Source organism: Pseudomonas sp. CK-NBRI-02 (assembly GCF_008124495.1).
Taxonomy (GTDB): domain Bacteria; phylum Pseudomonadota; class Gammaproteobacteria; order Pseudomonadales; family Pseudomonadaceae; genus Aquipseudomonas; species Aquipseudomonas guariconensis.
This window is the reverse complement of record NZ_VSJH01000042.1, coordinates 65335-92140: the sequence shown is the minus strand read 5'-3', so window position 1 is coordinate 92140 and position 26806 is coordinate 65335. Positions and strand designations below refer to the sequence as shown.

Annotated in this window: 24 protein-coding genes; 19 read left to right on the top strand and 5 right to left on the bottom strand. The window is 63.7% G+C overall.

Annotated elements, in window-relative coordinates; genetic code table 11:
- Positions 1-9 precede the first annotated feature (9 nt).
- The 5 genes from DQ397_RS23780 to DQ397_RS23760 all read left to right on the top strand — a co-directional run bounded on the left by DQ397_RS23780 (position 10) and on the right by DQ397_RS23760 (position 4599).
- On the top strand, positions 10-1182 hold the full coding sequence (locus DQ397_RS23780; RefSeq protein WP_102081505.1) for an MFS transporter: 1173 nt from the start codon (positions 10-12) through the stop codon (positions 1180-1182).
- A 73-nt stretch (positions 1183-1255) separates the two neighbouring features.
- Positions 1256-2161 carry a LysR family transcriptional regulator gene (locus tag DQ397_RS23775; RefSeq protein WP_043208918.1) on the top strand — a complete coding sequence of 302 codons (906 nt, stop codon included), beginning with the start codon at positions 1256-1258 and terminating at the stop codon, positions 2159-2161.
- A 92-nt stretch (positions 2162-2253) separates the two neighbouring features.
- The gene (locus DQ397_RS23770; protein WP_043208921.1) at positions 2254-3051 is read left to right on the top strand and encodes an SDR family NAD(P)-dependent oxidoreductase; all 798 of its coding nucleotides are present in this window, start codon (positions 2254-2256) and stop codon (positions 3049-3051) included.
- 21 nt (positions 3052-3072) lie between these two features.
- Positions 3073-3480, top strand: coding sequence for an SRPBCC family protein (locus tag DQ397_RS23765; protein ID WP_043208925.1), 408 nt, complete (start codon positions 3073-3075; stop codon positions 3478-3480).
- A 135-nt stretch (positions 3481-3615) separates the two neighbouring features.
- Positions 3616-4599: a zinc-binding dehydrogenase gene (locus DQ397_RS23760; RefSeq protein ID WP_043208927.1), complete on the top strand. Its 984-nt coding sequence runs from the start codon at positions 3616-3618 to the stop codon at positions 4597-4599.
- A gap of 28 nt (positions 4600-4627) precedes the next feature.
- On the opposite strand, the gene DQ397_RS23755 is transcribed toward DQ397_RS23760, so the two are convergent.
- From DQ397_RS23755 to lhpI, 4 genes are all read right to left on the bottom strand, one after another.
- Positions 4628-5413 (bottom strand): SDR family oxidoreductase, encoded by a 786-nt coding sequence (locus DQ397_RS23755; protein ID WP_043208929.1) that lies wholly within the window; start codon positions 5411-5413, stop codon positions 4628-4630.
- A gap of 230 nt (positions 5414-5643) precedes the next feature.
- Positions 5644-6654 (bottom strand): aldo/keto reductase, encoded by a 1011-nt coding sequence (locus tag DQ397_RS23750; protein WP_043208931.1) that lies wholly within the window; start codon positions 6652-6654, stop codon positions 5644-5646.
- A 170-nt stretch (positions 6655-6824) separates the two neighbouring features.
- The gene (lhpH, locus tag DQ397_RS23745) at positions 6825-7832 is read right to left on the bottom strand and encodes a trans-3-hydroxy-L-proline dehydratase (RefSeq protein WP_043208933.1); all 1008 of its coding nucleotides are present in this window, start codon (positions 7830-7832) and stop codon (positions 6825-6827) included.
- Between the two features lie 22 nt (positions 7833-7854).
- Positions 7855-8793: a bifunctional Delta(1)-pyrroline-2-carboxylate/Delta(1)-piperideine-2-carboxylate reductase gene (gene lhpI, locus DQ397_RS23740; protein WP_238556598.1), complete on the bottom strand. Its 939-nt coding sequence runs from the start codon at positions 8791-8793 to the stop codon at positions 7855-7857.
- A gap of 342 nt (positions 8794-9135) precedes the next feature.
- Here lhpI and DQ397_RS23735 point away from each other — a divergent pair, with 342 nt between their 5' ends.
- From DQ397_RS23735 to DQ397_RS23700, 8 genes are all read left to right on the top strand, one after another.
- Entirely contained in the window at positions 9136-9864 is a 729-nt protein-coding gene (locus DQ397_RS23735; RefSeq protein WP_043208935.1) for a FadR/GntR family transcriptional regulator, read from the top strand.
- 171 nt (positions 9865-10035) lie between these two features.
- The gene (locus DQ397_RS23730; protein ID WP_238556599.1) at positions 10036-11460 is read left to right on the top strand and encodes an MFS transporter; all 1425 of its coding nucleotides are present in this window, start codon (positions 10036-10038) and stop codon (positions 11458-11460) included.
- 259 nt (positions 11461-11719) lie between these two features.
- Positions 11720-12496: an ABC transporter substrate-binding protein gene (locus DQ397_RS23725; RefSeq protein ID WP_043208937.1), complete on the top strand. Its 777-nt coding sequence runs from the start codon at positions 11720-11722 to the stop codon at positions 12494-12496.
- 24 nt (positions 12497-12520) lie between these two features.
- The gene (locus DQ397_RS23720; protein ID WP_043208939.1) at positions 12521-13210 is read left to right on the top strand and encodes an ABC transporter permease; all 690 of its coding nucleotides are present in this window, start codon (positions 12521-12523) and stop codon (positions 13208-13210) included.
- Between the two features lie 16 nt (positions 13211-13226).
- Entirely contained in the window at positions 13227-13922 is a 696-nt protein-coding gene (locus tag DQ397_RS23715; protein WP_290446781.1) for an ABC transporter permease, read from the top strand.
- 9 nt (positions 13923-13931) lie between these two features.
- On the top strand, positions 13932-15044 hold the full coding sequence (locus DQ397_RS23710; RefSeq protein WP_043208944.1) for a succinylglutamate desuccinylase/aspartoacylase family protein: 1113 nt from the start codon (positions 13932-13934) through the stop codon (positions 15042-15044).
- An 18-nt stretch (positions 15045-15062) separates the two neighbouring features.
- A complete protein-coding gene (locus DQ397_RS23705) occupies positions 15063-15827 on the top strand; it encodes an ABC transporter ATP-binding protein (RefSeq protein ID WP_043208946.1) in 765 nt (254 codons plus the stop codon).
- Between the two features lie 79 nt (positions 15828-15906).
- Entirely contained in the window at positions 15907-16815 is a 909-nt protein-coding gene (locus tag DQ397_RS23700; RefSeq protein ID WP_043208948.1) for a MurR/RpiR family transcriptional regulator, read from the top strand.
- A gap of 60 nt (positions 16816-16875) precedes the next feature.
- On the opposite strand, the gene DQ397_RS23695 is transcribed toward DQ397_RS23700, so the two are convergent.
- Complete coding sequence (locus DQ397_RS23695; protein WP_043208950.1) at positions 16876-18255, bottom strand: cytosine permease; 1380 nt, start codon at positions 18253-18255, stop codon at positions 16876-16878.
- 220 nt (positions 18256-18475) lie between these two features.
- Here DQ397_RS23695 and DQ397_RS23690 point away from each other — a divergent pair, with 220 nt between their 5' ends.
- The 6 genes from DQ397_RS23690 (at position 18476) to DQ397_RS23665 (ending at position 26796) form a co-directional block, all read left to right on the top strand.
- Entirely contained in the window at positions 18476-21028 is a 2553-nt protein-coding gene (locus DQ397_RS23690) for an EAL domain-containing protein (protein WP_043208952.1), read from the top strand.
- Positions 21029-21172: 144 nt separating this feature from the next.
- Entirely contained in the window at positions 21173-22261 is a 1089-nt protein-coding gene (gene psrA / locus DQ397_RS23685; protein WP_043209080.1) for an iron-containing alcohol dehydrogenase PsrA, read from the top strand.
- A gap of 112 nt (positions 22262-22373) precedes the next feature.
- Entirely contained in the window at positions 22374-23669 is a 1296-nt protein-coding gene (locus tag DQ397_RS23680) for an MFS transporter (protein WP_043208955.1), read from the top strand.
- Positions 23670-23719: 50 nt separating this feature from the next.
- Entirely contained in the window at positions 23720-24598 is an 879-nt protein-coding gene (locus DQ397_RS23675; protein WP_043208958.1) for a LysR substrate-binding domain-containing protein, read from the top strand.
- Between the two features lie 75 nt (positions 24599-24673).
- Positions 24674-25501, top strand: coding sequence for a phosphonoacetaldehyde hydrolase (gene phnX, locus DQ397_RS23670; RefSeq protein WP_043208961.1), 828 nt, complete (start codon positions 24674-24676; stop codon positions 25499-25501).
- Positions 25502-25629: 128 nt separating this feature from the next.
- Positions 25630-26796, top strand: a complete 1167-nt coding sequence (locus tag DQ397_RS23665) for a DUF1624 domain-containing protein (RefSeq protein WP_043208963.1) — start codon at positions 25630-25632, stop codon at positions 26794-26796.
- The last annotated feature ends 10 nt before the right edge of the window (positions 26797-26806 follow it).

The window sequence follows — 26806 nt, the reverse complement described above, 5'->3', positions numbered from 1 at the left end:
GCCTTTGCAATGAAACCCGGACACGTCCTGTTCGCCCTGGCCATCGGGGCCTTTGGTATCGGTACCACCGAATTCACCCCCATGGGCCTGCTGCCGGTGATCGCCGAAGGCATCGATGTCAGCATCCCCAGCGCCGGCATGCTGGTGACCGCCTACGCCGTCGGCGTGATGGTCGGCGCACCGATCATGACCTTGCTGTTCAGCCGCTTTGGCAAGCGCGGCGCACTGATCGCGCTGATGGCCATCTTCACCGTGGGCAACCTGCTGTCGGCCCTGGCGCCGGGCTACGGCACGCTGCTCGCCTCGCGCCTGGTCACCAGCCTCAACCACGGCGCCTTCTTCGGCCTGGGTGCGGTGGTGGCCGCCAGCGTCGTGCCTCGCGACAAGCAGGCCAGCGCCATCGCCACCATGTTCATGGGTCTGACCATCGCCAATATCGGCGGCGTCCCCGCCGCCACCTGGATCGGCCAGCAGGTCGGCTGGCGTCTAGCCTTCGCCGGCACTGCGCTGCTTGGCATCCTGGCCATGACCGCCCTGTGGTGGGCCCTGCCCAAGGGCGAGCGCGGCAGCGTGCCCGATGTGCGTCGGGAGCTCGCAGTGATCGCCCGGCCGAACGTGCTGCTGGCCATGGCCACCACGGTGCTCGGTGCTGGCGCGATGTTCACCCTGTACACCTACGTCGCCCCGGTGCTGGCGGACCTCACTGGCGCTTCGGACCGCTTCGTCACCCTGGGCCTGGTGCTGATCGGTGTGGGCTTCACCCTGGGCAACAGCCTCGGCGGTCGCCTGGCCGACTGGTCGCTGGACGGCTCGGCACGTCTCTTCCTCGGCGTACTGGCGCTGATCATGGTGCTGATGCCGTTCGTGCTGGGTTCCCACGTCGGCGCGGCGCTGGCCTTGCTGGTCTGGGGCATATTCACCTTCGCCGTGGTACCGCCGCTGCAAATGCGCGTGATGATCGCCGCCAGCGAGGCTCCGGGCCTGGCCTCGTCGATCAACGTGGGCGCCTTCAACCTCGGCAATGCGGTGGGGGCAGCGCTGGGTGGCGCGGTCATCAGCCTGGACCTGGGCTACGCCGCGGTACCGGTCGCCGGCGGCATGCTGGCGGCAGGCGGCCTGCTGCTGGTCTGGCTGGGCGGACGCGGCAAGGTCGCCGCCAGGGCCGTGGGCGAGACCGTGTAGTTCCCCCACCTGAGGAGGCTAGCCAAGGCAGAGCTGTCCGCGTAAAACTTTGGGCAGTTCCCTTGGAGGTCTCATGCAAGATCTACGTCAGTTGCGCTACTTCGTCGCTGTCGCCGAATGCGAGAACGTTGGACGCGCGGCCGAGCAGCTACACATTTCACAATCCCCCCTGAGCCGGCAGATCGCCCAGCTCGAAGACAACCTTGGCCTTGCCCTGTTCGAGCGGCGCAATCAGCGCCTGTACCTGACCGCCGACGGCCGCACCTTCCTGTCCGAAGCCCGCGGCCTGCTCAAGCACGCCGAACGCCTGGAGTCGCTGGGCAAGCGACTGGGCCGGGGCGAGGAAGGCGGCTTGTGCATCGGCTACGTCAACCACGCCATCCATGCCGGCGTGCTGCCCGGCGCGGTGCGGGCCATCCGCAGCGAACGTCCGAACATCCATATCGCCCTGTACAACATGACCCCGCGCGAGCAGTTCGAAGGCCTGCGCCAGCGCAGCCTGGACATCGCCCTGGTCTGCGAGCCCCCGCCCAGCACCGACCCCGACCTGCGTGGCCACCCCGTGCTGGACGACCCTCTGCTGCTGGCCATCCCCGCCGGGCACCCCTTGGCCATCAAGGCCGAACTCACGCCCGCCGACCTGCATGAGCAGGAATGGATCATCACCGGCGGCCAGCCTGACCAGATCAACAAACGCGACGATTTCATCGCCCGCTGCGCCGACGCAGGCTTCACCCCGCGCCTGTCGCTGGAGGCCAACGACCCGCTGAGCGTGCTCGGGCTGGTGTCCGCCGGGCTGGGCCTGGCGATGGTCCAGAGCAGCCTGTCCGCCAGCGCCGGCTCCACCGTCGTGCTGCGCAAGCTGCCGTGGTTCAGCCCCTGCGTGCAGTTGTGGGCAGCCTGGCACCAGGTAGACCTGCGGCCAATCGTGGGCGTGTTCCGCGAGCGGGTGCTGGCGCTGGCAGAAGAGACCGCATAGGTCTTAACTCAGTCGAATTAAGTCTTTTACAGTCTTACCAGACCGCCCTAGCATGGCTCCCATCGATGCAACTCATCCACAGGAGCCATTCCATGAACATCGACCTTGGCGGACGTACCGCCATCATCAGCGGCTCGACCGGCGGTATTGGTCTGGCCATCGCCCGCGGCCTGGCCCGCGCCCACGCCGACGTAGTCATCGCCGGCCGTAGCCAGAAGTCGGTCGACGCCGCCCTGGCCGAGCTGCACGCCCAAGGTGGCCGCGGCAAAGTCCACGGCGTGGTGGCCGACCTGGGCACCGCCGAAGGCGCCCAGACGCTGTTCGACACCCACCCGAGCGCCGACATCCTGGTCAACAACCTGGGCATCTACGATGACGTCGACTTCTTCGATGTCCCCGACAGCGAGTGGAGCCGCTTCTACGACACCAACGTGCTGTCCGGCGTGCGCCTGGCTCGCCACTACGCACCGGGCATGGTCGACAAAGGCTGGGGGCGGATCCTGTTCATTTCCTCCGAATCCGGCATTGCCATCCCGGCCGACATGATCAACTACGGCGTGACCAAGGCCGCCAACCTCGCCGTCTCCCACGGCCTGGCCAAGCGCCTGGCCGGCACGGGCGTCACCGTCAACGCGGTATTGCCTGGCCCGACGCTCACCGACGGCGTTGCCACCTTGGTGGCTGAAGCAGCCAAGGTGTCCGGCCGCAGCATTCGCGAAGAGGCGGACAACTTCGTGCGCACCGCTCGCCCGAGCTCGATCATTCAACGCGCCGCCGAAGTGGACGAAGTCGCCCACCTGGTGGTGTACCTCGCATCCCCCTACTCCTCCGCCACCACCGGTGCAGCCCTGCGGGTCGACGGCGGTGTGGTCGACAGCCTCGCTATCTGAATTCAACTGGAGAATCCCATCATGGCCAACGCCTACGCATCCTTGAAAACCCAACACAGCCCTGATCACGTCTGGGCCCTGATCGGCGGCTTCGACAGCCTGCCCGACTGGCTGCCATTCATCCCTGAAAGCCTCTCCAGCGAAGGCGGCCGCGTACGCTCGCTGAAAGATCCGGAGGGCAATGCCATCATCGAGCGTCTGATGGCCTTCGATGAACACCAGCGCAGCTACAGCTACTCGATCCTCACCAGCCCGTTCCCGGTAACCGACTACCTGTCGACCCTGCGGGTCAAGGCCGACGGCCAGGGCAGCCTGGTGGAATGGCTCGGCGAGTTCACCCCGGTTGGCGTGAGCGACGAGGAAGCCATCGCCCTGTTCACCGGCATCTACGAAGGTGGCCTGCAAGCCCTGGCCAAGACCCTGGGCTGAGATGAACACAAGGGGCCGCCACGCAGCGGCCCCTCGTCATTGTTGACCGCAGGTCAACAGGCCTTTGCGCTAACACTGCTGTTCCCCTCGCAACACCTCGCTACCCTCCCCCTTCTTCCCCCAAGAGGACTCCCCATGTCCACCACGCATCGAGCCTGGGGCTGGACCCCGGGCGCCGGCCTGGACGGCCTTGAGCTCATCGAAAAACCCCTCCCCAAACCCGGCCCCGGTCAAGTACTGGTGGCCAACCGTGCCATCTCCCTGAACCCGGTGGACTGGAAGATCTGCGAATGGGGCCATGCCGATTGGCGCCAGGGCACCGTGCCCGGCGTCGACGGCGCCGGCCTCGTTGCCGCCGTCGGCGAAGGTATCGACCTGCCCTTGGGCACCCGTGTCGCCTATCACCAGTCGCTGTCCCGTGATGGCAGCTTTGCCCAGTACTGCCTGCTCGACGCAACGCTGGTGATGCACATCCCCGCCAACCTCGACGATGCCGCTGCAGCCGCCATCCCCTGCCCGGCGCTCACGGCCTGGCAAGCCTTGGCCAAAGTCGCCGACGGCGCCTCACGTGATGTACTGGTGGTGGGCGCGGGTGGTGCGGTGGGCTTCTACCTTGTTCAGCTCGCTGTGCAGCGCGGTTTGCGCGTATGGGCCACCGCTGGCGAGAAACACCATGACCGCCTCAGGCAACTGGGCGTGATAGGTGTATTCGACTACCGCGCCGAGGACTGGCAGGCACACCTGCAAACCGCCCTGGGCGAACGCCCGCTGCATGCCCTGTTCGATACCGTCAGCGGCGCGCATGCGGCGAGCCTGGCCTGCCTGCTTGGCTACGGCCATCTGGTATGCATCCAGGACCGCCAGGAAACCGCGCCGCTGCCTGCCTTCAGCACAGCGATCTCGTTGCATGAAGTCGCGCTCAACAGCATCCACGCCCACGGTCGACTGCTCGATCGCCAGGCGTTGAAGGTCGAAGGGGAGCGTTTGCTGCAAATGGTCGCCGAGGGCCGACTGGTAGTGCCACAGCGCCTGGACTTTGCCTTTGATGCGCTACCGAGGGCATTGCGCCAACTCAAGGAAGGCCATGCATCGGGCAAGTGGGTGACGCGGCTGGGGTGATCCAGCCGCCTCGCCCAGGCGTGCTAGGTCAGAAAGTGCCCGGGTAAGCACCGCCGTCGATCAGCAGGTTCTGCCCGGTGATATAGCCACCATGGACGCTGCACAGGAAGGCGCAGTACGCCCCGAACTCCTTGGCATCGCCGAACCGCGCCGCCGGGATTGCCTGGCGACGTGCCTGGGTGGTTGCCTGCAGGTCGCCGCTGACCTGGCTGGCCGCCTGCAAGGTCTTTTGCAGGCGAGCGGTGTCGAAGGCGCCTGGCAGCAGGTTGTTCAGGGTCACGTTGCGCCCGGCCAGACGCTGCTGGCGGGCGAGCCCTGCGATGAAACCGGTCAGGCCGCTGCGCGCACCATTGGACAGCCCCAGGATATCGATCGGCGCTTTCACCGCGCCCGAGGTGATGTTCACCACCCGTCCAAAACCGCGCTCGGCCATGCCATCGACCACGGCCTTGATCAGCTCGATGGGCGTGAGCATGTTGGCGTCCAAGGCCTTGAGCCAGTCTTCCCGATCCCAGTTCCGGAAATCGCCTGGTGGTGGGCCACCGGCGTTGTTGACCAGGATATCGACCTGCGGGCAGGCGCTGAGCAGGGCTTCGCGCACCGCAGGCTCGGCCACATCGCCAGCGACCGTGCGGACTTCGATGCCCGGGAAGCGGCTACGCAGTTCGGCAGCCGCCTGCTCCAGGGTGGTGGCAGTGCGGGCGTTGATCACCAGGTTGACGCCCTCGCCGCCCAGGGCCTCGGCGCAGCCCTTGCCCAACCCTTGACTGGCGGCGCAGACGATGGCCCAGCGGCCCTTGATACCTAGATCCATGTTGGCTCCTCGTTGATTGATGCGTTGGACCTTACCACGCGCGCAAGCACGCTTTCCCCTGTGAAAGAAGCGCCTGCACGGGCCATCCTGGCATTACAACGCTCCACACCGAGAGGACGACGAGTTACAACGCGCGGCACGCTCAACGCATGAAAACGCCGCGCGTGCCCCATCGGCCACGCGCGGCGCGGATGTTGACAGGGCTGCGGCGCAGCCCTGCCCCGTCATGCTCAGGCGGCCGGAACCGGTGCCAGGGCGTTGATCAGGCCTTGTTGGCGCAGGTCGTTCCAGAACGCCGCCGGGATCACTGCGCTCAGCGCGGCATGGTCTTCGTTGGCGTGCGCCACGCGGGTAGAGCCAGGAATGGCCGCGACCACAGCCGGGTGAGCCAGGGCGAACTGCAAGGCGGCGGCCTTGACCTCGACGCCATGGGCACGCGCCACAGCACGGATACGCTCGAGCTTGGCCAGTACCGCTGGGGTGGCTTTCTGGTACTCGAAGTGCTCGCCACCGGCGGTCACGCCAGAGCTGTAGGGGCCGCCGACGACGATGCCGACGCCCTGCTCGACCGCCTGCGGCATGACACGTTGCAGAGCGCGGTCATGATCGAGCAGCGAGTAACGGCCGGCGAGCAGGAAGCCATCGGGTTGCGGCTCGTCAAGATCCAGGGTCAGTTCGATCGGTTCGACGCGGTTCACACCCAGGCCCCAGGCCTTGATCACGCCCTCTTCACGCAGGCGGGTGAGGACGCGGAAGGCGCCTTTGCGGGCCGTCTCGAAACGCTCCAGCCACTCGTCACCGTAGAAGTCCTGGGCGATGTCGTGAATCCAGACGATGTCCAGGCGGTCGGTCTTCAGGCGGCGCAGGCTGTCTTCGATCGAACGCAGGGTGGCATCGGCACTGTAGTCGTTGACGATGCGGTTGCGGTTGCCGTGTTCGAACAGGCCGCTCTTCTCGCCCAGCTCGCGGCTGGTGGGGTCTTCCAGTTCGTCGAGGATGATCCGGCCGACCTTGCTGCTGAGCACGTACTCGTCACGTGGACGACCGACCAGGGCATCGCCCAGACGCGACTCGGAGAGACCGGCGCCGTAGAACGGCGCGGTATCGAAGTAACGCACGCCGTTGTTCCAGGCGGCATCGACGGTGGCTTGCACCTCGTCTTGGGGTACGTTGCGGAACATGTTGCCAAGCGGCGCGGTGCCGAAGCCCAGTGGGTTGGCGATAAGCGATTTGAGGCTCATTGATGTCTTTCCTGATGAGGGGAGTCAGTTGTGAACTCCAGTGGCCGTCATCCTATGCCTCCCCCACCAAGACCGTCCAAGTCATAATTCGACAGACTTTAGACCTAGAAAGCAACACCCATGTGGAGGCAAGAGCGGTGCTCCCACAAAGCGACCTCTTGCCCCTCTCATTACCGCACGAGGAAGCCGTGCTTCTGCGGATCGCGATCATCGATGATCCAGTTGCAAAACCCACAGATGTAAGCGTTGCCCGATACTTCAGGAATCACCGCTGGAATGTCGCCCACGGTGGTTTCCTGGATGACCTTGGCGGTGAAGACCGAACCGATCACCGACTCGTTGACCAACACCTCGTCCTTGCCCAGCCGCCCGCGCAGATAGAGTTGCGCGACACGGCCACTGGTGCCTGAACCGGTCGGCGAGCGGTCCACTTCGCGATCGGCGAAGATGCAACAGTTGGCCTGGGTGGACTCAGCGAAACGCGGCGCGCCATCGATGATGGTGCCGTAGATATGGTTGATTTCCGGGATGTCCGGATGCACCACAGCGAATGCAGCGTTGGCCGCCTGCTTCACTTGCGCGCCGAACTGCTTCAGTGTCTCCACCGCGGACTCGCGGATCTCCAGGCCATGCGGCGCGCCGCTGGTGTAGAAATAGAAGGCGCCACCGTAGGCGATGTCCCCTGTGACCTCACCGAAGCTTGGGGTCGTGACGGTCACATCGCGCTTGTAGATAAACGACGGCACGTTGATGAAGCGTACGCCGTTGGCGTGCTTGCCATCCCATTTCACGAACGCTTCGATGAAGCCACAAGGGGCATCGATACCCACACGCGTTTCCGGCTCGGTACGCTCGACCCAGCCCAGTTCGACCGCGGCCGTCGCCAGTGCGATAGTGCCGTGACCACAGTGGTCGCTGTAACCCTCGTTGTGCAGAAAGATGATGCCGAAGTCCGCCGTGGGCGAAACCGGCTCGGTAAGGTAGCCACCGTACATGTCAGCGTGACCGCGAGGCTCGAACATCAAGGCCTGGCGGATGTCATCGGCGTTTTCCAGCAACCAGGCGCGGCGCTCGACGATGGTATTGCCCGGCATGCGCGGCAGCCCGGATGTCACGATACGGAACGGCTCGCCACCGGTGTGGACTTCGACGGTGCTGATGCTGCGGGTGATTTGCATGGATGCGTCTCCTTGAATGCGATCACACAGGATGGTTGGCCAGGGCAGCGAGGACCACGCGGGCGGCGGCCAAATCCCAGGCGGCGGTTCCTACACTCTTGAACACGGCAGGCCGAGACCTGTCGACGCCATCCTTGAGTGCACTGGCCAGCGACGTGACCTTGGAGCCATCGACACCCGCACGCAGCAGATCACCTGCCTCGTGCCGGGCGCCCTCAGGTTCGTCGACGTAGATGGCGCTGGAGTCCAGGGTCACCTTGCCGATCTCAGCCATCTCTGGCTTGAAGGCGCCCACCCCGACGACCAAGCACCCGCCCCTGCCCGGCTCGTCATAGACAGGCTCGGTGCTGGTAGTGGCGGTAATGACAACATCGACCTCTGGCGCGCTGCTGCCGACCCCTTCGAGGTGTCGATGAAGCTCGCGGTTGCGATCACAAAATGTGACGGCTGACGACAGGTCGCGACCACGCACCCAGATGTTCGCATCAGGATACAGCGCATGAATGGCCTGGACGTGGTAGCGCGACTGAGCGCCAGTGCCCACCAGCAGGATGTCACGCGGCGCATGCTCAAGAAAGGTACGAATGGCCAGCATCGTTACGGCGGCCGTGCGGCGCCCAGTCACTTCCGGGCCGTCCAGCAGGCAGACAACCTTGCCGGTGGCGGCATCGCAAACCGTGACGACCCCGTTGATGGTTGGCAGATTGCGCTGGGCGTTGCCCGGCAACACATTGACCAGCTTGTGGATAGCGATGTCCTGCGCGGTGGCAGGCATGCTGAGCAATACCCCACCCTCCCCGAGCGGCACGACCATGCGTTCTGGACTCAGAAGCGTACCGGTGTCCAGCTCCCGGGCCGCTCGGGCGATGGCTTCGATCAGTTCGGTGAAGTCCAGCAAGGCAGCGGTTTGGGCTTGATCGCAAACCATGATGGTTTGCTGGGGGGTGGAAGCATCACGCACGAGTCTGACTCCCTGGGGCAATGACGTGGACGCAGAGGATGACTCTGCGTTGGGATGGGGTTGAGGTGGAATCATGTGGCTAAAAAAAATTACCACTATGAGTACAGCGATAGTATCCGGCTGGAACAGACCGTCATGCAGCGCAACAACCGGTCTTAAAAGCGCCCAATTCCTGCTGGATCCTATGCCCACATCACCCAACTGGCAACGATGTTATCGCCGAAAAATGTAAGAACAGGTAAAAAACAAAACCACTTATCTGTACAAGCCCCATAAGTGGTTAGCCTCTACGCCAGACCGGACGTATACTCCGCACGTCTTTCTCTTCAAAGGTCAGTGGTCATGTCGACAGACCAAAGCCTCACCCAGCCAGCATTCCGCCCCAAGCAAATCTATGAACAGGTCGCCGACCAGATCAGACAGAGCATCGCCGACAGCACCTATGCGGCCGGCTCCAGACTGCCCTCCGAGCGGGACCTGGCCACTCGGCTCAAGGTCAGCAGGCCCGCAGTACGCGAAGCTATTGGCGCCCTGCAGAACGAAGGCTTGGTCATTACCCGGCATGGCTCGGGAACCTATGTACTCGCTCAGGATGGCACCCCACCTCATTTACCCTCGCCTGCGCCAGAAGCCGACTACAGCCCCATCAGTGCTCTGGAAGTCAGGCTCTTGCTGGAACCTGCGATTGCTCGGCTGGCGGCGCGCAAAGCCACGCGGGATCCGCTGGCAGAACGGTATCTGGCGCAAATGGCGGAAGTGAAAGACATCACCGATGTGCACCAGCAAGCGCTCTGGAGCGAATGCGACCGCAAGTTTCATCACCGCCTTGCGCTGATGACCGGCGATGCCCTGATCGCCAAAATGGCCGATGAAATCGAGCAGACCATGGCTCAACCCCTCTGGAATCGATTGCGTGACGACGGGATCTACGATGCCGAGCGCATCCAGCTGTATGCCGCCGAGCATCGGCTGATTTACGAAGCCATCGTGACCGGCGACGAGCAGGCCGCTGCGTTCTATGTAGAAGGTCACTTGAAACGGGTAAAGAGAGACATTAGCTCGCTGGAATGAGACCCGGCACTCCTCTTCCTATGCTGAGCCGAAGGAGCATGATTTCCGAGGTTGCAGGCCCAGGGATTCGAAATCCCACTGCGAACGATGCCGATATTTAATTTCAAGCGCCGGATGACATTTCCTAGTATGTGCCAGGCGCCTTGCCGCCTCCCTCGTTCAGTCCCTGCCATGAGTCTCGCCGTGTTCGCCTTCAAGCAGACCATCCTGCCGCCCCCCGGCGAAGGGGTGCCCAAACCTCAAAGGCTCATCGCCGTCATCGCGATCATGCTCAACATCGCCATGGCCAACCTGGAAACGGCGATCGCCAACACGGCCTTGCCGACCATCGCCGCCGACCTGGGCACCACCGACGCCCAATCGATTTGGGTGGTGAGCATCTATCACCTGGCGATGATCGCCGCCCTGCTGCCACTGGCTTCGCTGGGAGACATCGTCGGCTACCGGCGCATCTCCATGGCGGGCCTGGTGCTGTTCATCCTGGCGTCGCTGCTGTGTGGCCTGGCCCCGTCGTTCGAGTGGCTGCTGGTCGGTCGCCTGGTACAAGGTTTGAGCGCCGCCGGGATCCTGGGTGTGGGTGTGGCGATGACGCGTTTCGTCTTTCCCAATCACATGCTCGGGCGCGGCATGGGGGTCAATGCGCTGGTCGTGGGCGCCTCGCTGGCTGCCGGACCGAGCGTGGCTTCACTGATCCTGAGCCTTGCCAGCTGGCACTGGCTGTTCCTGATCAATGTCCCGGTGGGCTTGGTCGGCGTGTTTCTCGGCCTGCGCTCGCTGCCGCCCACCCCTACCAGCGCGCGGGCATTCGATGCCATGGCCGCAGGGCTCTGCGCGCTGTTTCTTGCTGCCCTGGTGTATGCCGTGAATGGCCTTGCCCAAGGCGGGCCATGGAGCGTCACGCTGGGCAGCGCGGTGCTCGCCGGGCTTTGCCTGTGCCTATTGCTGCGGCGCCAGGCCGGTCATCCCGCGCCGATCCTTGCTCTTGACCTGCTGCGCCAGCCGCTCTACGCGCTGTCTGCCGCCAGCGCTGCGGCGTCGCTCACGGCGCAGAGCCTGGCGTTCGTCGCCCTGCCCTTCATGTTGCAGCACCAGTGGGGGCTCTCCCAGGTCGAGACCGGATTTCTGATCACGCCTTGGCCTGCCATGGCCGCGCTCATGGCCCCCATCGCTGGAAGGCTCTCGGACCGCTACGCGACCGGCACCCTCACCGCCATGGGCATGGGCATACTGGGGATCGGCCTGGTACTGCTCTGCACCCTACCGTCTTCGCCCGCGCCATGGGACATCGCCTTGCGCATGGCCGTATGTGGCGCGGGGTTCGGGTTCTTCCAGTCGCCGAACATGCGCGACATGATTTCGTCGATCGCACCGCAGCGCAGCGGTGGGGCGGGCGGCCTGTCGAGCACGATGCGAATGCTCGGGCAGGTATTGGGCGCGGCGTTGGTGGCGGGACTCTTCCAGGTGTACTCCGCCCAGGGCGCTTTTCTGGCGCTGTGGGCCGGCGTTGGGTTTGCGGCCTTGGCGTGCGTGGCGAGCGTGTGCAAGTCCCTTGTCTGCGATAAACAGCTGCGAATAAGCGCCTTGCAGGGCCGCTAGGCTCTGCGGGAAATCTATCGGCACCTGTCCGTACGATGTTGCACTGGTGCTCGAAATGCGATTCCCAGTGTTCTCCACACAACCTCCTCGATGGGTAAGACGCGACAGTCTTAGGCGCGCGCTTTGCGCAATCAGGCACTGATACTTTTATTTTCACGATCATTGATTTGTGAAATTAAACGTGTCATTTTCTCTTCGCACCGAGCCGCACCCCGCAAAGAGGCAGGCCGGTAACGCCCTATCCACCGGAGACAAGAATATGAACAAGACCGGACTTCTAGGCGCATTGGCGCTGTGTGCCTGCAGCGCGTTGGCTCAGGCCGATGAAGGAAGCCTGCGCATCGGCATCGAGGCGGCTTATCCGCCCTTCGCTTACCGCACGCCCGAAGGCGAGCTGGCGGGCTTTGACTACGATATCGGCAACGCCCTGTGCGCGCAGATGAAGGTCAAATGTCAGTGGGTGATCCAAGAGTTCGACGGGATGATTCCATCATTGAAGGTACGCAAGATCGACGCCGTGTTGTCGTCGATGTCGATCACTGAAGATCGGCTCAAGTCGGTCGACTTCACCGACAAGTACTACCACACCCCCGGCAAGTTCGCGATGAAGGCCGGCAGCCAGATAACCGATCCGGTCCACGACCTCAAAGGCAAAAAGCTCGGCGTGCAGCGTGCCTCTACCTATGACCGCTTCGCCACCGAGCAACTGGAAAGCGCGGGTGTGGAGGTGTTGCGCTACGCCTCGCAAAACGAAGCCTTCCTCGATCTGGTGGCCGGCCGGCTGGACGCCACCCTGGCGGACATCGTCAATACCGAAGAGAGCTTCATCAAGACGCCCGCTGGCCAAGGCTTCGCACTGGTCGGCCCGGACATCAGCGACCCACGCTACTTCGGTCGGGGCGCGGGGATCGCCGTGCGCAAAGGCGATCACGCCAATCTGGCGCGATTGAATGCCGCCATCGCAGCCATTCGTGCCAATGGGACCTACCAGCAGGTGCAAAGCAAGTACTTCCCATTCGACATCTATGGCCAATAGCTCCGGCTAACGAGGACTTACATCATGCTTCACGGCTATGGATCGAGCATTCTCGATGGCGCGTGGTTGAGCATCAGCCTGGCCCTGATGGCGATGGCACTGGCCATCGGCCTTGGTCTGATCGGCGCCGCCTGCCGGCTGTCGCCGCTGCGCTGGCTGGCAGCACTGGGCGAGGTCTACACCACGGTGGTGCGCGGCATTCCTGACCTGGTCTTGATTCTGCTGGTGTTTTATGGCGGCCAGGACTTGGTCAACCGCTTGGCGCTGGTCCTGGGCTACGAGCAGTACATCGACATCAACCCATTCATAGCCGGGGTTTGCACCATGGGCTTCATTTTTGGGGCCTATCTCTCAGAGACTTTTCGCGGGGCCTTTCTCGCCATACCCAAGGGCCAGGCCGAAGCGGGTGCCGCTTATGGCATGGGCAGCCTGCAGGTGTTCTGGCGAATCAGCGTACCGCAGTTGGTGCGCCTGGCGCTGCCGGGCTTCACCAACAACTGGCTGGTGCTGACCAAGTCCACCGCGCTGATCTCCGTGATCGGCCTGCAGGACATGATGTTCAAGGCCAAGAACGCGGCCGATGCGACCCATGAACCGTTCACGTTCTTTCTCACCGTGGCAGGGCTCTACCTGCTGCTGACCAGCCTGTCGCTGTGGATCCTGCGCAGCGTGGAAAACCGTTACTCGTTCGGCTTCAAAGCCGCGGACCTGTGAAGGGAAGGTTTGCATCATGCTTGACTATCACCTGATCTGGCAGAACCTACCGTTGTACCTAAGCGGCATCGCGCTGACCCTGAAAGTGCTGCTGGTTTCCCTGGCCTGCGGCCTGGCGCTAGCGATCCCGCTGGCGCTGATGCGCGTGTCGAACTTATATCTGCTGCGCTTCCCGGCCTGGCTCTTCACCTACGTGATTCGCGGCACACCGATGCTGGTGCAGTTGTTCCTGGTCTACTACGGCCTGGCTCAGTTCGAGCTTGTGCGTCAGAGCCTGCTCTGGCCATACCTGTCCAGCGCGACTTTCTGCACCTGCCTGGCGTTCGCCATCAACACAAGCGCCTACAGCGCCGAGTTGTTGGCCGGTAGCCTGAGGGCCACCCCACGGGGCGAAGTCGAAGCCGCACGTGCCATGGGCATGTCGCGTCTCGCCCTGTACCGGCGCATCCTGCTGCCCTCGGCCCTGCGCCGGTCCCTGCCGCAATACAGTAACGAAGTGCTGATGATGCTGCAGACCACCAGCCTGGCGTCGATCGTCACGCTGGTAGACATCACCGGCGCGGCCAAGACCTTCAATGCGCGCTACTACCTGCCGTTCGAGGCTTTCATTACCGCGGGGCTGATCTACCTAGTCCTGACCTTTCTACTGGTGCGCCTGTTCAAGCTGGCCGAACGCCGCTGGTTGACCTACCTGGCCCCACGCAAGCACTGAGGAGCATCCATGCAGCAAATCGACCATATCCTGCCTTGGAGTGCCTGCGGTACCCAACGCACCCTGAGCCTGTTCCGCTTCGGTAACGGCCCGCGCAAAGCCTATATCCAGGCCTCGCTGCACGCGGACGAACTGCCGGGTATGCGCGTGGCGGTAGCCTTGAAGTCCCGCCTGGCCGAGCTGGAAGCCCAAGGCCAACTCAAGGGCGTGATCGAACTGGTGCCACTGGCCAATCCGATCGGAATCGGCCAGATGTTCCAGGCCACACACCAAGGCCGTTTCGAGTTCAACAGCGGCAAGAACTTCAACCGCGATTTTCCGGAACTGACGACAGCACTGGTCGAACGTCTGGAGGGCCTGCTGGGCGAGGACGGCGAGGCCAACGTAGCCATCATTCGCCGCACCATGCTCGATATTCTCGAGCACATGCCCCCCGCGCAGTCGGAGCTCGACGGTCTTCGTCGCTTGCTCCTGCAACACGCGTGCGACGCCGATCTGGTGCTGGACCTGCACTGCGATTTCGAGTCGGTGATGTTGCTGTATGCATTGCCGCAGAACTGGCCACGTCTGCGCGCTCTGGCGGCACGCCTGGAGGTGCAGGTGGCGCTGTTGGCCGAAGACGCCGGCGGCAACGCATTCGACGAAGCCTGCGCGGTGCCTTGGACGAAGCTGTCCAAGCACTTCGAGCAGGCCAACATCCCGTTGGCCTGTATCGCCACCACCGTGGAGTTGCGCGGCATGGCCGATACCGAACGTGAACTCTGCCAGGCCAACGCCGAGCACATCATTGCCTACCTCGCCGATCAGGGACTGATCAGCGGCCAATGGCCCGATGCGCCAAGCCACTGCTGCCAAGCCACACCCTTTGCCGGCGCTCAATACGCCTATGCCGAACATCCCGGCGTGGTCAGCTATCTGCAACCACTGGGGGCGCAGGTGAAGGTCGGGGACCCGTTGTTCGAAGTGATCGATCCGCTCAGCGATCGTCACAGCGTGGTCAGGGCCACCACTGACGGCATTCTCTATGCCCGCGAACGCCTGCGCTTCGCCCAACCAGGTCTGTGGCTGGCCAAAGTCGCCGGTAGCACGCCCATTCGCCAAGGTCGCTTGCTCAGCGACTGACACAACGAGTACCCATCGATGAACAAACTGGAAATTCAGGACCTGCATAAAAGCTACGGCAGCCATCAAGTGCTCAAAGGCGTCTCGCTGCAGGCCAAGGCGGGCGATGTGATCAGCATCATCGGCTCCAGCGGCTCCGGCAAGAGCACCTTCCTACGCTGCATAAACTTGCTCGAGCAACCCAATGCCGGGCAGATCCTGGTCAATGGCGAACAACTGAGATTGCGCAACTGCCCCCGTGGCGGTCTGCGCGCCGCCGACCCTCGCCAACTGCAGCGCCTGCGCTCACGGCTGAGCATGGTCTTTCAGCATTTCAACCTCTGGTCGCACATGAGCACCCTGGACAACGTCATGCAAGCCCCTGTGCATGTCCTGGGCATGAACCGCAAGCAAGCCCGCGAAAAAGCCGAGTACTACCTGCACAAGGTCGGCGTCAGCCATCGCCGTGACGCCTACCCAGCACACATGTCCGGAGGCGAGCAGCAGCGCGTGGCGATCGCACGGGCCCTGGCCATGGAGCCGGAGGTCATGCTGTTCGACGAGCCGACCTCGGCGCTCGACCCGGAGCTGGTCGGCGAGGTGCTAAAGGTCATGCAGGACCTGGCTCAGGAAGGCCGCACCATGGTCGTGGTCACCCATGAGATGGGCTTTGCCAGGGAGGTCTCCAACCAAGTGCTGTTCTTGCATCAGGGGGTGGCCTTGGAACGCGGCGCCCCTCAGGAGGTGCTCGCACGTCCCCAGTCCCAACGCTTGCAGCAGTTTCTTGCCGGCAGCCTCAAGTAAGTCCGCACGAGCGCCCCGGCTGTGGCCGGGGAATGCCTTGAGATAGACTACGGCCAATCACTCAGGGAGCTTGCGCCGGATGCCGAGCAAATCGAAGAACAATACCGTCTATGCCTCGCCGGTCATGCGCAAGTTGTCGCAGCAACTGCTCGACCTACCACCGTCGTTGCGCAAGGTCGCCGACTACATTCTGCGCCACCCGCTGAAAGCGGCGACCCTGACCATCGAAGACATGGCCCAGGCCACCGCGACCTCGCCTGCTGCGGTCAATCGCCTGGCCAAGGCCCTGGACCTGGGCGGCTACACTGGCATGAAAGCCGAGCTGGTGGCCACCTTGCAGCAAATGGTCTCGCCCGTAGACAAACTCCGCAACGAGCTGGCCCAGCGGCCCAGCGGCGACTTCGGCCTGCATGAGCAGATCCAAAGTGCCGGCAGCAATTTGGCCAGCACCGATAGCAACAATCCAGCCGATGCGTTCGAAGCCTTCGTCAGCCGGCTGATCTCGGCACGCAAAATCTATGTGCTGGGCTTCGGAAACAGCGCCTACATGGCCGGACTCGCAGCTTCGACGCTAGTGCCGTTCTGCAAGGATGCCTGCGCCATCAGCATGGAAGGCGGTAACGAGAACGCCGCCTACCGCCTGGCAGCAATCACCGAGCAAGACGTGCTGCTGGCGATTTCCATGCCGCGCTACTCCCAGGACACCCTCCAGCTTTCTCGCTTTGCTCGCGAGCGCAACGCCACGGTGCTGGCAATTACCGACTCGCCCGCCTCCCCTCTCACCGCCATCGCTGACCATGTATTGTTCGCGCCCGCCGATCATCCGGTATTGACCAGCTCCAACATTGCCGTGCTGGCATTGATCGAGGGGCTGGTGGCCGGCGTCATGGCGCGCAACAAGGAAGCGGTGAAGCTGGCGACAGAGTTGACCGAAAGCGTGATGGCTTACTTGCACATGCCCGCTGCCAAGACGCCCCGCAAGGGATGAAAAGCCCGCTTCCTGCGGGCGTGTTGGGTTTTCAGCCTATCGAAATAGCCGACTAGCCAGTTACTCCGGCACCGAGGACGGGAACTGACCTTGCCTGACCGAGGATGGGCTGTTGACCATGCAATACAGCGCCCCCGCCAGTACCAGGCCCACCACCCAGCTGATGTCCGCGTCCAGCCAGCTCGCGACGAAGCCTGTGTAGAACGACAGCTTCATGAACGGAATGGTGCCGATGATCGAGACGGCGTACACCGCCAGGGTCCGGCGATTGAAGCGTCCGTAGCGGCCCTTGGCGTTGTACAGCTCAGCGACGTCGTAGTGACCGCGGCACACCCAGTAGTAGTCCGCCAGGTTGATCGCACTCCAGGGGATCAACAGGTAGAGCTGCCCGATCAGGATGTCGGCAAAGAAGGTGTCGAAATGGTACTGGGTGGCAATGGCGATCAGCGTGGCGGCGAGGGTCAGCACCGCCATCACCACTGCCTTGGCGGTGGGGGTGACATATCGCAGCCCACCGAAAGCGCCGAAAATCGTCACCGACGACATGTAGGCACTGTACAGGCAGAGCACGTTGTACTGGATGACGCCAAGCGCAATCACGCCCAGCGCCATCGGCGCCGAAGGCCCGAACAGCGTGGCGATCGCGGTGGCCGGGTTCAGGCCAAGGGCTGTCGGAATCGCGACGGCCAGCAACGCGCCCAGGGCCATCATGGCGAAGGAGCCTAGCGCGCAACCCGAATAGGTTGTCCAGAATGTGGTGCGGGTGTTCACGTTGGCCGGCAGATAGCGTGAGTAATCGGCCACGTAGGGGCCATATCCCAGCGTCCATGACGCCGCCTGCGCTACCACCAGGTTGAAAGCGGTCCAGGAGAACGCGCCAGTGGCCGAGGCATTCGCCGACGCCTGGCCGGGATGCAGCAGGATCAGCACCAGGGCGCCACCGAACACCAGCGTGGACAGCAAGCTCATCCAGGCGCCCAGTCGGTGGATCAGCTCATAGCCGACGAAGCCGATGACGAAGGTCAACACACCGACCAGGACGATGGCTTGGTCGTCGCTGATCGGTAGCAGCGCTTTCAAGGCATCGCGCATCAGTACACCGCTGGCGGCCAGGAACAGCACAGCGGCCACCACCATCACCAGCAACGGAATCGCCGCGCCGTAGACACCGAACTGTGCCCGGCTCTGGATCATCTGCGGCACGCCCAGATGCGGCCCTTGGGCCGAATGCGCGGCCATGAAGATAGTGCCGACGAGATTGCCGATCAGCAGGCCGAGCAGCGTCCAGGCAAAGCTCAAGCCTGCGGCGATGCCCAACGTACCGACCATCAGGGCGGTCACTTGGAAATTGGAGCTGAACCAGATGGTGAACAACCGCCTGGGTGTGCCATAGCGTTCAGCGTGAGGGACAAACTCGATACTTCGCGTTTCCAGCTTCACGACCGTCTCCTGAGTGAATTTCGGGATTATCGAGTGGTGCGGGGAGCCTGCCCGACCTGGCGACGAACATCCCATAGCTGCCAACGACGCCTGCGTGCACTTTGTCGGCGCTGGCAAAGCGGCGGTCGCTGGCTGGATAGACCACCGGTCGTCAGCTGCATCGACCTCCCGGGCCCGCACCCGGTCAACCTTGCATTCCCCTGGCAGCGATGGTGAACGAATGGACGTGCTTGCTGACAATGGCCTGTCGCCCCGTAGTCATGTGGTCCGCCAACTGATCGTGGTGTTTTCCTCCGTCTTGCTGCTGGCTTTGGTGCTGGGGCTGTTCTCGCTGTACCGCCTCGCCGGGACCTTGGATGCGCGTGAGGTGGAGCAAAGCCGCTTCCACGCCGAGTCCGCCATGACCCAGTTGCAAAAGAACGACAGAACGTTTTTGCTGACGCACGCCAACTGGCAAGCCGCCTACGACCACCTGGCCGGGCCGGTCGATAGCCATTGGGCCTACGATGAAGACAATGTCGGCGCCACGCTCTACACCGCCGATGGCTATGACGGCGTATTCGTACTCAACGATGACGGCACCCACTACGCTATGGTCGACGGACGCTTGAGCGATGCGGGATTCGAGCAGCACAGCGCCAGTGCCGGCAAGGTCCTGCTCCTGGCCCGCCAGGCTGCGCAGACCGAGCAGGCAGCCTCGGGCTATTTGCTGTTCCGCGGCCAGCCTGCGGTGTTCGCAGCCTCGTTGATTCGCCCGCAGGCGTTGCCCCATCACGTGCCGGAGCCCACCACCGTAATGGTGTTCGTCCGCATCCTCACCCCCGCGGTACTCGCCCCGCTGGGTCGATCGGTAGGGCTGACCGGCCTTGCCGTGAGCGACACGGCCAGCGCCCCTACCGGGCGAGGCCTGCTGCCGCTCGAAGGCAGCGGCCATGTCTTGACCTGGCAGATTCCCCAACCCGGCACCGAACTGATCAAGACCGTGATCGTCCCGCTGGCCATCGCGGTGCTGCTCATCGCCCTGGCCATGGCCCTGTTTGCCCGCCATGCGATGCGCGCAAGCGCAGGCATCGACCGCAGCCATCGCGACCTGGCGGCCTCCAAGCACGCATTGCAGACCAGCGAAGAGCGCTTCAAGGCCGTAGCCGAAGCCGCCTCGGACTGGATCTGGGAAACCGACGCGCACCTGCGCCTGACCTACCTCTCGGCGCGCTTCGCCGAACTGACCGGGCATACCGTCGAGGCCTGGTTGCAGCGCCCGATCACCGAGCTGCTGTCCTGTGACACCAGCGAGCTCGCAACCTGGCTGCACGGCCTGGCGGCGACCGACGCTTCCGGCACCTTGCGCTGCCAGTACCAGGATCACCTGGGCCAGCAACGCATCTGCCGCATCGCCGCGCGAGCGACCATGGCCCAGGCCGCTTGTACCGGTTTTCGCGGGACCTGCAGCGACATCACCGATGAAGTGGCTGCCCACGCTCAGATCCAACACCTGTCGTTGCACGACGCACTCACCGGTCTGCCCAACCGCAACAAGCTGTTCCGCTTCCTCGAGCCCTCAGGTCCGGGCGGGGAGACGCGCCAGGTCGCGGTGCTGATGCTGGATCTGGACAACTTCAAGCCGATCAACGACAGCCTGGGCCATCCTGCCGGGGATGCGGTGCTGATCGAGGTCGCTGCGCGCCTTGGCCAGGCCACCCGGGACAGTGACCTGGTGGCCCGGCTGGGGGGCGATGAGTTCATCGTCGTGCTGACGCACCCCGGAGATCGAGAGGACATGGACCGCTTCTGCCTGCGGGTGATCGAAGCGCTCAAGCGCCCCATGCAGGTCGAAGGCCATGTGGTTCATGTCGGCGTCAGCCTAGGCGTGGTGCTGTCAGCCGAATACCCCGGCGCCCCTAGCGACCTGATCCGCTACGCTGATGTGGCCTTGTACAGCGCCAAACAGGCAGGCAAGAACACTTGGCGCTATTTCTCGGCGCAGATGAATGCGGCGCTGCTGGACAAACGTGTGCTGGAAAGCGAGCTGCGCGAGGGCATACCACGCGGGGAACTGGTGCTGCATTTCCAGCCGCGCTTCAAGGTCGACGGGATATCGGTCGCCTCGGTCGAGGCGCTGGTGCGCTGGCAACACCCCCGGCTCGGCCTGTTGCGACCGGATCGTTTCATTGCCCTGGCCGAGGAATCGGACCTGATCGTGCTGCTGGGCAATTGGGTGCTGCACGAGGCGTGCACCAAGGCCAGGGAATGGCCGCAGGCGGTGATGGTCTCGGTGAACATGTCACCGGCCCAGTTCAGCCGCTCCGATGTGGTCCAGGACGTCGGCGATGCCCTGCGGGCCACTGGCCTGCCTGCCCACCGCCTGGAGCTGGAGATCACCGAGAACGTCATGCTCAATGACGTCGAAGGCGCTCTGCACACCATGCATGCGCTCAAGGAGCTGGGAGTGCGGCTGAACATGGACGACTTCGGCACCGGCTACTCCTCGCTGGGCTACCTGCGCACCTACCCGTTCGACAGCATCAAGATCGACAAGCGCTTCGTTCAGTCCCTGGGCAAGAGCGGCAGCGACCGCAGTGTGGTCCAGGCCATCATCAACCTCGGCAACGCCATGGGCATGACAGTGACCGCTGAAGGTGTCGAAACCGCCGAGCAACTGGCCTTGCTCAGCGATGACCAGTGCCATGAAGTGCAAGGGTTCTTGCTCAGTGAACCCGTGGAGAACGTGGTATTGGTCCGCATGATGGAGGAGAAGGTGGCGGTGATGCAGTAAGGCCGCGTTGGGTCGGGTGGCGCACGATGGAGCGTACCCATTATCGGCCCACCCGATAGCTACCTGCGATCAATCGATTGGAACGAAAACCGCAAGCCGCCGAGCATGGGCGCACCGTTCAACAACAAAAACAAGGAACTGTCCATGCCCGCTCTCTTCCACAACCCTGTCGCCACCGTGTTCGGCAGTGGCAGCCTGGAACGCCTGCCCGCGCTCTGCCCGGGCAAAGTCGCACTGGTGACCTTCCCCGAAGCCGCGCAACTGGGCTTGGTCGAACGCGTGCGCGGCCTGCTCGGCGAGCGGCTGGTGTACGTGATCGACGACGTCCAGCCCAACCCCGATGTCGCCTGGCTGCGCACGGTCCATGAGCGCTTCTGGCAGGTCAACGCCGAGTGCGACACCGTGCTTGCCTTGGGTGGCGGTAGCGCGATCGACACAGCCAAGGCGTTGATCGTGGGGACCGCCTCTGGGCGCTTCGACGAATTGCTGGAACTGCTGGCCAGTGGCAAACCGTTCACCCCTGCGCGCTGCAAGACCCTGGTCGCCGCGCCCACCACCGCCGGCACCGGAAGCGAAGTGACCCCTTGGGCGACTTTGTGGGATGCCGCGCAGCAGAAGAAATATTCCCTGCACCTGGCGTGCACCTGGCCCAAGGTGGCGCTGATCGACCCTGACCTGATGCTCAGCGTGCCTGCGGCGGTGACGGTTTCCACCGGACTGGATGCGCTGTCCCACGCATTGGAATCGATCTGGAACCACAACGCCAATCCGATTTCCGACACTTTCGCCATTTCGGCCATCGAAGACATCCTCGAATGCCTGCCGCGTCTTGAGCAGGATCTGGGCAACCGCGAACTTCGTGCGCGCATGGCGTTGGCTGCGCTCAAGGCCGGCATGGCCTTCTCCAACACCAAGACTGCCCTGGCCCATTCCATCTCCTACGAAATGACCCTGCGCCACGGTCTGCCTCACGGCATCGCCTGCTCCTTCACCCTGCCCTTGGTGCTGGGCCTTGCCTGGGGGCGCGACGCCGGACGTGACCAAGCCCTGAAGAAGGTGTTCGGCAATGACCTGGCCGATGCGCAGCATCAGCTGCGTGGGTTTCTTCACCGGCTGGGGGTCAAGACCGAGTTCGAGGACTACGGCGTGACGGATGCCGAGGCCGAAGCGATGATCGACTTCGCCATGCAGGGCGCACGCGGCCGTAACTTCATCGGCTCGCACGCCGCCTGATACGCGTCCAGACCCCGGTGGCCAGCGCCGCCGCCCTTTCCTGTTGCACCGAACAAGCGTGCCGCCCCGCCGTGCCTCACGGCGGCGCCTACGAACAAGAAGGAAAACCGTCATGAACCGTACACAAACCCTGTCTGGCCCATTGACCGGAACCTCGCCTTTTCGCGTCGCCCAATGGCGCATGCTGCTGGCGGCGATGTTCTGCTACCTGTTCTTCTACACCGGTCGCCAGACCTTTGGATTCGCCATCCCCGGCATCCAGGCCGAGTTCGGCCTGAGCAAGGAAACCCTCGGCTGGGCCTCCAGCGCCATGCTGTGGATGTACGCCATCGGTCAGGCGATCAATGGCAACCTCGCCGACAAGTTCGGCGGGCGCCGCATCATGAGCCTGGGGGCCGTGCTGTCTTGCGGTGCAAACTGGGTCACCAGTTTTGCCGGAGGCTTGTTCAGCCTGGTCCTGCCCTGGGGCGTCAATGGCTACTTCCAGGCCTTGGGCTGGGCACCGGGAAGCCGCCTGCTGTCGAACTGGTGGGGCGCAGGAGAACGCGGCAAGGTCTATGGCTTCTACGTGTTCGCCGCAGGCTGCGCCTCGGTGCTGTCGTATGTGACCTCGGTGGTGGTCATCGATGTGCTGCACCTGGAGTGGCGGTGGATCTTCCGCCTGCCGGTGCTGCTGATGCTCGCCGGTGGCATCGTGTTCTACCTGGTGGCGCGCGAGCGGCCACAGGACATGGGCTTCGAGCCCTTGTCAGACACAGGTGTGGCCAATGCGGCGGACCGTGCGAACGAAGCCGACCACGCCGACCAGGAAACCTCCCGGCAACGCTACCTGGCCGTGCTGAAGAACCCGCGCCTGCTGGTGGCCGCTGTTTCGCTGGGCTTCCAGAACGCTGCGCGCTACGGGCTGATCGTCTGGGTGCCCGTGCACTTCTTGGGCGCCAACTGGCAGAAAGGTGACAGCTTCATCGATCCGAAGTGGATCACCGTCGCTCTGCCGGTAGGCATGGCTGTCGGGGCATTGAGCAACGGCTGGGTCTCGGACCGGCTGTTCGGCAGCAAGCGCTACCTGGCGATCATGCTCTACATGGTACTGGGCGCCCTGACCAGCCTGTGGATGTGGAGCCTGCCGGCGCACAGCGCGATGGGGTTGTTGGCGCTGTTCCTGTGCGGGTTCTTCGTCTACGGGCCGGCGTCGAGTTTCTGGGCGCTGTGCCCGGACCTTGTCGGCGCACGCCGGGCCGGCACCGCCACCGGCATCATGAATTTCTCGTCTTATCTGTTTGCAGGCCTGGCCGAACCCTTGATTGGACGTATGCTGGACACGACCGGCAACACGTCGTTGATCTTCATCGTCGTCACCACGGCCTGCGCCTGCAGTGCCTTGGTCGCCCTGTTCGTCCGGCGCTGAGGGTGTGAAGATGCCCGTCATTGCCCGCGCGCACCTGACCGAGAGGCTCCATGTACCAGTACCACAAGTGGTTGCGTTCGTTTCATGCCGTTGCCCGGAGCGGGAGCTTCACCCAGGCCGCCACGCTGCTCAACATCGGCCAGCCGACCATCAGCGAGCAGGTCAGCGGCCTGGAAATACGCTTCTCGGTGGAGCTGTTTCATCGTCGCGGTCGCTTCATCGAGCTCAGCCCTGCCGGACAGCAGTTGTACGAGATCACGCAAGGGTTGTTCGGCCAGGAGGACGAAGCCCTGCAGTTGCTGCAGAGCTTTGCCCAGCGCAAGCAGGGTATGTTGCGCATCGGCGCCGTCTCGCCGCCGATCGCCATGAGCCTGACCTATTCGTTGATGCAGCAGTATCCGGACATCGAGCTGGAAACCTCGTTCACCAGCGAAGCTGGCACGCTGGAGCGGCTGTACAACTTCGATATCGACGTGGCGATTCTCGCTCTGTCGGAATTCGACCATCGCCTGAGCACCCAGCTGTATCGCACCTGCCCGATCCTCGCGGTGGTGCGCGACGACCATCCGTGGGCCCAGCGCGAGCGGATCAGCGTCCAGGAGATCGCCGATCAGCGTGTGGTGTTGCGCGAGCCGGCATCGCGCACACGCCAGCTGGTGGAGGAAGGTTGCCAGGCGCACGGCGTGACACTCGACTGCGCGATGCAACTCAACAGCCGCGAGGCGATCGTGCATGCAGTGGTCCATGGCATCGGGATTGGCTTCGTCTCTGCGGTGGAGTATGCCGATCGCCCCGGCACGCGCTCGATCGCCTTCGCCGAAGACCCGTTCCACATCAGCTACTACCTGTGCTGTCTGGGCATTCGTCGCAACCGGCCGATCATCTGCGAGCTGTTCGACGCCAGCACCGCTCCCAACGCCCCGCACTGATGCTTCGCCTTGCCTGCCGCCCGCCGCGTGCGGGCTGGCTTCGTACGCCCTGAATTTCACTCACCGGAGAACACCATGAACTATCACACCCCCAGCAAACTGCAGGCTGTCGTGCTCGACTGGGCCGGCACCGTCGTCGATTTCGGCTCCTTCGCGCCGACCCAGATCTTCGTCGAGGCGTTCGCCGAATTCGGCGTCGAGGTCAGCCTGGAAGAAGCACGCGGCCCGATGGGCATGGGCAAGTGGGACCACATCCGCACCCTGTGCGACCTGCCGCAGATCGCCGAGCGCTATCACGCGGCCTTTGGCCGCTACCCCACCGACCAGGACGTGACGGCGATCTACAACCGCTTCATGCCGTTGCAGATCGAGAAGATCGCCGAACATTCGGCGCTGATTCCAGGCGCCTTGGAAGCCATCATGCAACTGCGTGCGCAAGGCCTGAAGATCGGCTCGTGCTCCGGTTATCCGGCGGTGGTGATGGAAAAGGTCGTTGCCCTGGCCAAGACCAACGGCTATGAAGCCGACCATGTAGTGGCCACCGATGAAGTCCCCAATGGCCGCCCTCACCCGGCCCAGGCATTGGCCAACGTGATTGCGCTGGGCATCGAGGACGTCGCGGCCTGCGTCAAGGTCGACGACACCTGGCCGGGCATTCTCGAGGGCCGGCGCGCCGGCATGTGGACTGTCGCCCTCACCTGCTCGGGCAATGCCCTGGGCTTGACCTACGCCCAGTACAAGGCCTTGCCGGCGGACCGGCTGGCGCAGGAGCGCCTGCGCATCGGTCGATTGTTCGAAGGCTCGCGTCCACATTATCTGATCGACACCATCACCGAGCTGCCTGAGGTCATCGCCGACATCAATGCACGCCTGGCGAAGGGAGAGATGCCGCAAGGGCGGTGAACTCAAACGCCCCCAAGCACGCCCGCCTCGCGCGGGCTTGCTTGGAGTCCCGATCACCCAGGCGATAGCCACGGCATGAATTTACGTTATAAGATAACGTTTCATTCATACTGATTATCTCCTCGCCCATGACCAGTGCCACTCCCGCCCTTACCCAAACCACCCAGCGCCTGCAGAGCATCGATGCCCTGCGTGGCCTGGTGATCCTGTTCATGCTGCTCGACCACGTGCGCGAGACGTTCTTCCTGCATCACCAGGTCGGCGATCCGATGAACATCGACACGACCGAACCCGGCCTGTTCGCCAGCCGCACCCTGGCCCATCTGTGCGCCCCGGTGTTCGTGCTGCTCACGGGGCTTTCGGCCTGGCTCTACGGCGAAAAACACCAGGGCCAAGGCGCTGCGGCGGTGTTCTTGTTCAAGCGAGGGCTGTTCCTGGTGGCGCTCGAGTTCACCCTGGTCAATTTCGCCTGGACCTTCCAACTGCCGCCGAGCGTGATCTACCTGCAAGTGATCTGGGCCATCGGCCTGAGCATGATCGCCCTGTCGCTGCTGGTATGGCTGCCGCGGCCTGCGCTGGTGGCGCTGGGCCTGGTGATCGTCGCCGGGCACAACCTGCTCGATGGCCTGCACTTCGGGCCAGAGTCGGCCCTGCACGTGCCGTGGGCGATCCTGCATGACCGTGGTTGGCTGGTGGTCTCCGAGGACTTGCGTCTGCGCACTTCATATCCTGTGCTGCCGTGGATCGGCGTGATCGCCCTGGGCTATGGCTTGGGCCCATGGTTCGGCCGTGGCAGCGATGCCCGTGAGCGCCAGCAGCGACTGCTGCTCACAGGTGCCGCTGCCCTGCTCGGCTTCGCCGTGCTGCGTATGATCAATGGCTACGGCGAGGCGCCCTGGAGTGGCTACCCCACCGCCACGCAGACGCTGATGAGTGTCTTCAACATCACCAAGTACCCACCATCGCTGCTGTTCCTGGCATTGACCCTGGGCATCGGCCTGCTGGTGCTGCGTGGCTTCGAACGCGCGGGCAGCGCCCATTGGATCAGTACGTTGGCGGTGTTCGGCGCCGCGCCGATGTTCTTCTACCTGCTGCACCTGTATGTGTTGAAGCTGCTGTACCTCGCTTGCGTCGCGCTGTTTGGGCTGAACCAGGGTGACTACTTCGGCTTCGACGGCATCGGCGCGGTTTGGCTGGTCGCCCTGCTGTTGGCCATTGCGCTGTACCTGCCGGTGCGCAGCTTCGCCCGCCTCAAGGCGCGGCGACGTGACATTGCCTGGCTCAAGTATTTGTAGAAGTCACAGC

Excerpts from the sequence above, each read along its gene's own strand:
- DQ397_RS23750 (WP_043208931.1), bottom strand. The coding sequence starts at position 6,654 with ATGAGCCTCAAATCGCTTATCGCCAACCCACTGGGCTTCGGCACCGCG.
- DQ397_RS23760 (WP_043208927.1), top strand. The coding sequence starts at position 3,616 with ATGTCCACCACGCATCGAGCCTGGGGCTGGACCCCGGGCGCCGGCCTG.
- DQ397_RS23710 (WP_043208944.1), top strand. The coding sequence starts at position 13,932 with ATGCAGCAAATCGACCATATCCTGCCTTGGAGTGCCTGCGGTACCCAA.
- DQ397_RS23705 (WP_043208946.1), top strand. The coding sequence starts at position 15,063 with ATGAACAAACTGGAAATTCAGGACCTGCATAAAAGCTACGGCAGCCAT.
- DQ397_RS23765 (WP_043208925.1), top strand. The coding sequence starts at position 3,073 with ATGGCCAACGCCTACGCATCCTTGAAAACCCAACACAGCCCTGATCAC.
- DQ397_RS23730 (WP_238556599.1), top strand. The coding sequence starts at position 10,036 with ATGAGTCTCGCCGTGTTCGCCTTCAAGCAGACCATCCTGCCGCCCCCC.
- DQ397_RS23700 (WP_043208948.1), top strand. The coding sequence starts at position 15,907 with ATGCCGAGCAAATCGAAGAACAATACCGTCTATGCCTCGCCGGTCATG.
- DQ397_RS23690 (WP_043208952.1), top strand. The coding sequence starts at position 18,476 with ATGGACGTGCTTGCTGACAATGGCCTGTCGCCCCGTAGTCATGTGGTC.
- DQ397_RS23775 (WP_043208918.1), top strand. The coding sequence starts at position 1,256 with ATGCAAGATCTACGTCAGTTGCGCTACTTCGTCGCTGTCGCCGAATGC.
- DQ397_RS23755 (WP_043208929.1), bottom strand. The coding sequence starts at position 5,413 with ATGGATCTAGGTATCAAGGGCCGCTGGGCCATCGTCTGCGCCGCCAGT.
- DQ397_RS23725 (WP_043208937.1), top strand. The coding sequence starts at position 11,720 with ATGAACAAGACCGGACTTCTAGGCGCATTGGCGCTGTGTGCCTGCAGC.
- phnX (WP_043208961.1), top strand. The coding sequence starts at position 24,674 with ATGAACTATCACACCCCCAGCAAACTGCAGGCTGTCGTGCTCGACTGG.
- DQ397_RS23680 (WP_043208955.1), top strand. The coding sequence starts at position 22,374 with ATGAACCGTACACAAACCCTGTCTGGCCCATTGACCGGAACCTCGCCT.
- DQ397_RS23675 (WP_043208958.1), top strand. The coding sequence starts at position 23,720 with ATGTACCAGTACCACAAGTGGTTGCGTTCGTTTCATGCCGTTGCCCGG.
- DQ397_RS23770 (WP_043208921.1), top strand. The coding sequence starts at position 2,254 with ATGAACATCGACCTTGGCGGACGTACCGCCATCATCAGCGGCTCGACC.
- DQ397_RS23720 (WP_043208939.1), top strand. The coding sequence starts at position 12,521 with ATGCTTCACGGCTATGGATCGAGCATTCTCGATGGCGCGTGGTTGAGC.
- lhpH (WP_043208933.1), bottom strand. The coding sequence starts at position 7,832 with ATGCAAATCACCCGCAGCATCAGCACCGTCGAAGTCCACACCGGTGGC.
- DQ397_RS23715 (WP_290446781.1), top strand. The coding sequence starts at position 13,227 with ATGCTTGACTATCACCTGATCTGGCAGAACCTACCGTTGTACCTAAGC.
- psrA (WP_043209080.1), top strand. The coding sequence starts at position 21,173 with ATGCCCGCTCTCTTCCACAACCCTGTCGCCACCGTGTTCGGCAGTGGC.
- DQ397_RS23735 (WP_043208935.1), top strand. The coding sequence starts at position 9,136 with ATGTCGACAGACCAAAGCCTCACCCAGCCAGCATTCCGCCCCAAGCAA.
- DQ397_RS23665 (WP_043208963.1), top strand. The coding sequence starts at position 25,630 with ATGACCAGTGCCACTCCCGCCCTTACCCAAACCACCCAGCGCCTGCAG.
- DQ397_RS23780 (WP_102081505.1), top strand. The coding sequence starts at position 10 with ATGAAACCCGGACACGTCCTGTTCGCCCTGGCCATCGGGGCCTTTGGT.